Origin of the sequence: Commensalibacter nepenthis (assembly GCF_029953305.1) — a bacterium.
Lineage (GTDB): Bacteria > Pseudomonadota > Alphaproteobacteria > Acetobacterales > Acetobacteraceae > Commensalibacter > Commensalibacter nepenthis.
On the sequence record NZ_JASBAN010000001.1, the window covers coordinates 1,066,467 to 1,072,500 of the forward strand.

General features: G+C 43.0%; 3 protein-coding genes, 1 tRNA gene and 2 rRNA genes (1 of these 6 running past the window's edge). 3 read left to right on the plus strand and 3 right to left on the minus strand.

Translation table 11 applies throughout. From position 1 onward, the window contains the following. Positions 1 to 253 precede the first annotated feature (253 nt). The 3 genes from QJV33_RS04915 (at position 254) to QJV33_RS04925 (ending at position 3,573) form a co-directional block, all read left to right on the plus strand. Positions 254 to 1,459: a pyridoxal phosphate-dependent aminotransferase gene (locus QJV33_RS04915; RefSeq protein WP_281462270.1), complete on the plus strand. Its 1,206-nt coding sequence runs from the start codon at positions 254 to 256 to the stop codon at positions 1,457 to 1,459. An 18-nt stretch (positions 1,460 to 1,477) separates the two neighbouring features. Next, positions 1,478 to 2,704: a pyridoxal phosphate-dependent aminotransferase gene (locus QJV33_RS04920; protein WP_281462271.1), complete on the plus strand. Its 1,227-nt coding sequence runs from the start codon at positions 1,478 to 1,480 to the stop codon at positions 2,702 to 2,704. 65 nt (positions 2,705 to 2,769) lie between these two features. Beyond that, entirely contained in the window at positions 2,770 to 3,573 is an 804-nt protein-coding gene (locus tag QJV33_RS04925) for an integrase core domain-containing protein (RefSeq protein WP_281462272.1), read from the plus strand. Positions 3,574 to 3,613: 40 nt separating this feature from the next. On the opposite strand, the gene QJV33_RS04930 is transcribed toward QJV33_RS04925, so the two are convergent. From QJV33_RS04930 to QJV33_RS04940, 3 genes are all read right to left on the minus strand, one after another. After that, positions 3,614 to 3,690, minus strand: a tRNA-Met gene (locus QJV33_RS04930). Between the two features lie 281 nt (positions 3,691 to 3,971). Further along, positions 3,972 to 4,087, minus strand: a 5S ribosomal RNA gene (rrf, locus tag QJV33_RS04935). A 107-nt stretch (positions 4,088 to 4,194) separates the two neighbouring features. Further along, positions 4,195 to 6,034 (minus strand): 23S ribosomal RNA (locus QJV33_RS04940); it runs 896 nt beyond the window's last position.

Below are 6,034 nucleotides of genomic sequence, written 5' to 3' on the forward strand. Positions count from 1 at the left end.
TCGGAAAATATATTTAGAATTTGAATATATCATATCTTTATAATGATATATTTTATATTTAGAGTTTACTTATCTCTTTATATGATAGACCAAAATATAATTTCATTATTTACTTTGTCTAGTTGATGAAAATTAAGAATTTATATAGATTTAACTTTTTACTGTTTTATACTAAAAAGCAGGGATATTAGAAAAAACTTTTCTTGTAGTCAGATTACATACAAGATTTATTGTTACATTTGGAATGGTTAGAATGGATATTATATCAGATCGTCTAAAACAAATACAGCCGAGTCAAACATTGGTTATTTCTGCTAAAGCACGTGAAATGAAGGCAAAAGGACGTGATATTATCAGCCTTTCTGCAGGTGAGCCTGATTTTGGTACTCCCGAGAATATCAGCCAAGCGGGGATCAGAGCCATCCAAACTGGGCAAACAAAATATACGGATGTTGAGGGGACTTTACAAGTTCGTCAAGCCATCGCTAATCGCTTGAATAAAGATTATGGTTTGGATTATACAGCCGAAGAAATAGCGGTTTCTTCTGGGGGTAAGCAAGTTATTTTTAATGCCATGATGGCCAGCATTAATCCCAAAGATGAAGTGATTATTCCGACACCTTGTTGGGTATCGTATCCAGATATCGTGACATTGGCTGGTGGGAAACCCGTTATGGTGGTTTGCGATGAAAAAACGACCGGATTTAAATTGCAACCTCAATTATTAAGAGAAGCAATTACAGATAAAACAAAATGGTTAATTATTAATTCACCTTGTAATCCAACGGGCGTGACTTATTCCAAAGAAGAGTTACGAGCATTATGTGATGTATTATTAGAATTCCCACAAGTGTGGATTCTAACAGATGATATTTATGCGAAATTGACTTATGATGGCTTTGTGGCTTCTACAATTGTGCAAGTAGAGCCAAAATTAAAAGAACGTACTGTAACCATGAATGGTGTATCAAAAGCCTATTCTATGACAGGGTGGCGTATAGGCTATGCTGCTGCTCCAGTAGGGTTCATCAAAGCAATGATGAAATTGCAAGGGCAATCAACGACAAATGCTTGTTCAATCAGTCAAGCTGCAACGATTGAAGCGGTATCTGCGTCACAAGAATTTGTGCAAGACATGGCGAGTACATATCAAAAACGCCGTGATATTGTTTTGGGACAACTTAATTCTACTCCTGGGCTCAGTTGTATTAAACCAGAGGGCGCATTTTATCTATTCCCCTCTATCCATAATTGTATAGGCAAAACATCAAAAAGTGGCGTAAAGATCGTAGATAGCGAGTCTTTCGTAACAGCGTTACTTGAAGAAGAAGGTGTTGCTGCAGTTCATGGGGCTGCCTTTATGATGGAAGGCTATTTTCGTATTTCTTATGCGACGAGTACTGAATTGTTAAAAGAAGCATGCACACGGATCAAACAATTTTGTATGAATCTTCAATAAAACGAAATAGGTTTATCTATGGCTATTACTTCTTTACAAACCGAGCCTAGTCTTTCTTTGAAAATGGAAGGGTTTCAAGCTCCGGCAACGATTGCAATGTCAATGCGCGCTAGAGAGTTGGCTGCACAAGGCAAAGATGTTATTTCCCTTGCTTTGGGACAGCCCGATTTCTTTACCCCCAGAGTTGCTTGTGATGCGGCTTATGAAGCGGCACTGGATGGTAAAACCAAATACCCACCAATTGATGGGATTTTATCGTTAAAACAAGCCGTGCAGCAGAAATTCAAACAAGAAAATAATTTAAATTATGCTTTAGATGAAATTATGGTGGCGAATGGTGCTAAACAAATTTTGTTTAATGCGTTTATGGCGACTTTGAATGATGGGGATGAAGTTGTAGTGCCCGCACCTTATTGGACAAGTTATCCAATTATGGCACGCTTCTTGGGTGGCATACCCGTCGATGTTATTTGTTCAGAAGAAAATAATTTTTCTTTGAAGGCAGCAGATTTACGCAAGGTTTTAACGGATAAAACCAAATGGTTAATCATAAATTCCCCAAGTAATCCAACAGGTGCCGTTTGGTCAAAGCAAGATTTATTAGAGATTGCTGAAGTCTTACGCGATTATCCTCAAGTTTGGGTGTTCGCAGACGAGATTTATGAACATTTGGTTTTTGATGGGCAAGTTCATTATTCCTTGGCAGCGTTAGCTCCGGATTTAAAGGATCGGATTTTAACCGCGAATGGTGCGTCTAAAACCTATGCCATGCCTGGATGGCGTATTGGGTATGTTGGTGGAACAAAAATTTTAATCAAAGCGATGATGAAGATCCAAAGTAATTCAACTTCTGGTGCATCTAGCATTAGCCAAGCTGCTGCAACGGCTGCGTTACATCATTGTGCAAATGATGTGGAGGAAATGAAAAAAGCCTATGATCGTCGTCGTCAAATGATGAAAGAAGCTTTTTCCAATATGCCAGGTGTGACTTGTGCTGTGCCTCAAGGGGCATTCTATGTATATCCTGGAATTAAAGGATGTATTGGAAAAACCAGTGCAGGCGGACGTAAAATCGAGAACGATCAAGATTTTGCCGAGGCTTTACTAGAGGAGCAATATGTTGCTGTGGTTCCAGGTCATGCGTTTGGGTTAAGTCCCTATTTGCGGATTTCATATGCTGCGGATGATGCGGTGTTGGAAGAAGCCTGTAAACGAATTGCGAAGTTTGTAGAGCAATTAACGTAACGCGATTAAAACTTAAGGTGTAGGAATTGGTCGCGTTGTTTACAGTGATATGGAATATTACTGTAATGAACATACATAGAAAAACGAAGCTTACGTTGTATCATCGAGAGGAGATATGGCGATTATATCATCAAGAGAAAGTCACGATAACGGATCTGGCTAAGCGTTTTATGGTCAGCAGACCTACGATTTATGTTGTATTAAGGCGAGCTCGGTTGCAATTATTTGTGCCGATGTCCAGCACAAATGAACGTTATAAAACAATCAAATATGGCATTAAACGCCTTGCTAAGATTGAAAAAACACTTGAGGACAAGCTCAGACGGCAAGCCAAAAAATATAACAACTCTTATCCTGGGGAGATGGTGCATGTTGATACAAAACGGCTTCCTTTGTTAAAAAATGAGACTAAACAGCAAACTCGGGAGTATCTTTTTGTAGGTATTGATGATTTTTCTCGAGAACGCTATGCAGGGATTTACAACGATAAATCTCAGTTTAGTGCAGCTCAGTTCCTACAAGACGATGTGCAGGTTCAATGCCCTTATACGATCGAATGTGTTTACTTTGACAATGGCAGAGAATACCAAGGAACGCTTGAACATCTGTTTGTTAAATCTTGTTATACCAATCGGATTAACCAGAAATTTACCAAGCCAGCTTGCCCTCAAACCAATGGCAAAGCAGAGCGCGTCATTCGCACACTCATGGAAATGTGGCATGAGCGTGAATTGTTCGTCAATGCTCAGGATCGAAAGTTAAAGTTGAAACGATTTATTAATTATTATAACATTGTTAAACCTCATAAAGGCATTCAAGGAAAAACACCCTATGAGGTTTTAGATGGTTATTTTAAACAAAATCTGTAAACGACGCGATTAATTCTTACAGATTATACATGTATTTGATTGGGAGCGGGGAGAGGATTTGAACCTCTGACCTTCAGGTTATGAGCCTGACGAGCTACCGGGCTGCTCCACCCCGCAGGGGTGTATATGCCTTTGTAGTTGAGGGATGCATGATTTCCCTATTGGCATATGAGAACTGAATTAACATGAATTGAGTTAATCTCAGTTAATTTTAGATCTGAGAGTTATCGTTCTTTATTTTGAAGGATAGTTCAGATCGTTATTTTCTTACTCTGCGAGGTATATTGGACAGAGTATAAATGATAATCCTATTTTATTTATAATAGTAATAGAAAGTTTAAACTGAGTGTTTAGTTTAATGGGGATTATTTTATATTTAGAGGGGGGTATATTAGAAGACCTGGCGGCGACCTACTTTCCCATGCCTTAAGACATAGTATCATGGGCGCTGGGGGTTTTCACGGCCGAGTTCGGGATGGGATCGGGTGGTTCACTCCCCGCCATTGCCACCAGGTCATCTAATATACCCTTGTGTGTTGGTTGGTATTGTGAGTGTATGGTTGGTTAATTGGAATTGGTTATTTTATAAGAGTGACTGATATGAGTGTATGTGTGTTTTATAGTGTAAGTGCAAGGGCGATTAGTATCAGTTAGCTGCACATGTTTCCATGCTTTCACACCTGACCTATTAACGTGGTGGTCTACCACGGCCCGTAATGAGACCTTGTTTTGAGGGGGGTTTCCCGCTTAGATGCTTTCAGCGGTTATCCTTTCCATACTTAGCTACCCGGCGGTGCTGCTGGCGCAACAACCGGTACACCAGAGGTATGTTCACCCCGGTCCTCTCGTACTAGGGGCAAATCCTCTCAAGTCTCGACATCCACGGCAGATAGGGACCGAACTGTCTCACGACGTTCTAAACCCAGCTCACGTACCACTTTAATCGGCGAACAGCCGAACCCTTGGGACCTGCTCCAGCCCCAGGATGTGATGAGCCGACATCGAGGTGCCAAACCTCCCCGTCGATGTGGACTCTTGGGGGAGATCAGCCTGTTATCCCTAGAGTACCTTTTATCCGTTGAGCGATGGCCCTTCCACGTGGAACCACCGGATCACTATGGCCGACTTTCGTCTCTGTTCGAGCTGTCACTCTCACAGTCAGGCGGGCTTATGCCATTGCACTCAACAGCCGATGTCCGACCGGCTTGAGCCCACCATCGCGCGCCTCCGTTACTTTTTGGGAGGCGACCGCCCCAGTCAAACTGCCCACCATGCAGGGTCCCAATCCAGGCTTACTGGATATGGTTAGACATCAAAAAAACTCAGGGTGGTATTTCAAGGATGGCTCCACAAAGACTGGCGCCTCTGCTTCAAAGCCTCCCACCTATCCTACACAGCGTTTTCCTGATGCCACTACAAAGTTGCAGTAAAGGTTCATAGGGTCTTTCCGTCTGACCGCGGATACCCCGCATCTTCACGGGGAATTCAATTTCGCTGAGCCGATGCTGGAGACAGCGGGGAAGTCGTTACGCCATTCGTGCAGGTCGGAACTTACCCGACAAGGAATTTCGCTACCTTAGGACCGTTATAGTTACGGCCGCCGTTTACCGGGGCTTCAATTCAGTGCTTGCACACCTCCTCTTAACCTTCCGGCACCGGGCAGGCGTCAGACCCTATACGTCGTCTTTCGACTTTGCAGAGCCCTGTGTTTTTACTAAACAGTCGCTACCCCCTGCTCTGTGCCACCTGATTATGGTTGCCCACAATCCGGTCTTGCTTATCCCGAAGTTACGCAAGTAATTTGCCTAGTTCCTTCAGCATCGTTCTCTCAAGCGCCTTGGTATTCTCTACCAGTCCACCTGTGTCGGTTTCGGGTACGGTCTATCCGCTAGAGCTATTTCCTGGAATAGTCCAAAAGCCAGATCAATCCAATAAGATCTGACAACATATTCTATTCGTCACTTCTAGCAGGTTCAGGAATATTAACCTGATTTCCATCGACTACGGCTTTCGCCCTCGCCTTAGGGGCCGACTAACCCTGCGTGGATTAACCTGGCGCAGGAACCCTTGGACTTTCGGCGACAGTGTTTCTCGCACTGTTTGTCGCTACTCATGTCAGCATTCGCACTTCTGATATCTCCAAAGAGGGTCACCCCATCTCCTTCACAGACTTACAGAACGCTCCGCTACTGCGCATATAAATATGCACCCACAGCTTCGGCAGATATCTTGAGCCCCGTTACATTTTCGGCGCAGAGTTTCTTAATTAGACCAGTGAGCTATTACGCTTTCTTTAAAGGATGGCTGCTTCTAAGCCAACCTCCTGGTTGTTTTGGAATCTCCACATCCTTTCCCACTTAGATATCATTTAGGGGCCTTAGCTGGTGGTCTGGGCTGTTTCCCTCTCGACAATGGACCTTAGCACCCACTGTCTGTCTGCCATGCTCATACTCTTGGGTAT

Coding starts and splice junctions, on each gene's coding strand:
- QJV33_RS04915 (WP_281462270.1), top strand. CDS start 254: ATGGATATTATATCAGATCGTCTAAAACAAATACAGCCGAGTCAAACA.
- QJV33_RS04920 (WP_281462271.1), top strand. CDS start 1,478: ATGGCTATTACTTCTTTACAAACCGAGCCTAGTCTTTCTTTGAAAATG.
- QJV33_RS04925 (WP_281462272.1), top strand. CDS start 2,770: ATGAACATACATAGAAAAACGAAGCTTACGTTGTATCATCGAGAGGAG.